Here is a 645-nt window from a genome sequence, read left to right on the forward strand (position 1 = left end):
TGCTGCTGATATTGCATGTCCTTATATCCCTTATAAAAAATAATCGCTGTTAAAACGCTAAACAAACATATAAAAACAATTATACTAAACAGAATGTACTCTCCCTGAATAAAGAATCCTTCAACATCGTTGTTAAAAAGATACTCTCCAATCATTATTTCTGCCAAAACAAAAAGTGTCAGATATCTATAATCCTTTTTATAACGACGTTGAACTAGTGGAGCACCTTTCATACGATAACACAACCACAAAGATACGCTAATAGTTACTGCCATTCCACAGATATGTATCCAATGCCATCCAAGGCCATCTGCAACTGTCACATAGTTTTTTAAATGAATATGCTCCAAATAGCATAATGTAAAAACATATAGATGCCTAAAGACATAAACTGTGTACCAATAAACAAAAAATTGCACAAAAACCTGCCAAAAATATGTATCATAAAAAATAATCAATAAAATGAATATTCCAATACCCGTTATAAGCTCACCAATAGATGAAAACTTATAAAAATAAATATTTCCAGCATCAAAAGCAATCCCAAAAATTACTAATATCCAATATAATACCTTCGTCCACAACTTTTCCCACCGGAAGTGCCCCGGCGATACAGCCAACCTGATGCCGCACAGAGTCACCGTT

Annotated in this window: 1 protein-coding gene; it reads right to left on the reverse strand. The window is 33.6% G+C overall.

Features of this window, described 5'->3' with window-relative positions; all coding sequences use genetic code 11:
• On the reverse strand, positions 1–584 hold a 584-nt coding region (locus WMO25_RS18625; protein WP_349086748.1), incomplete at its 3' end, for a hypothetical protein.
• Positions 585–645 lie beyond the last annotated feature (61 nt).

The organism is Coprococcus intestinihominis, from assembly GCF_040096555.1.
GTDB classification, from domain to species: domain Bacteria; phylum Bacillota; class Clostridia; order Lachnospirales; family Lachnospiraceae; genus Coprococcus_A; species Coprococcus_A intestinihominis.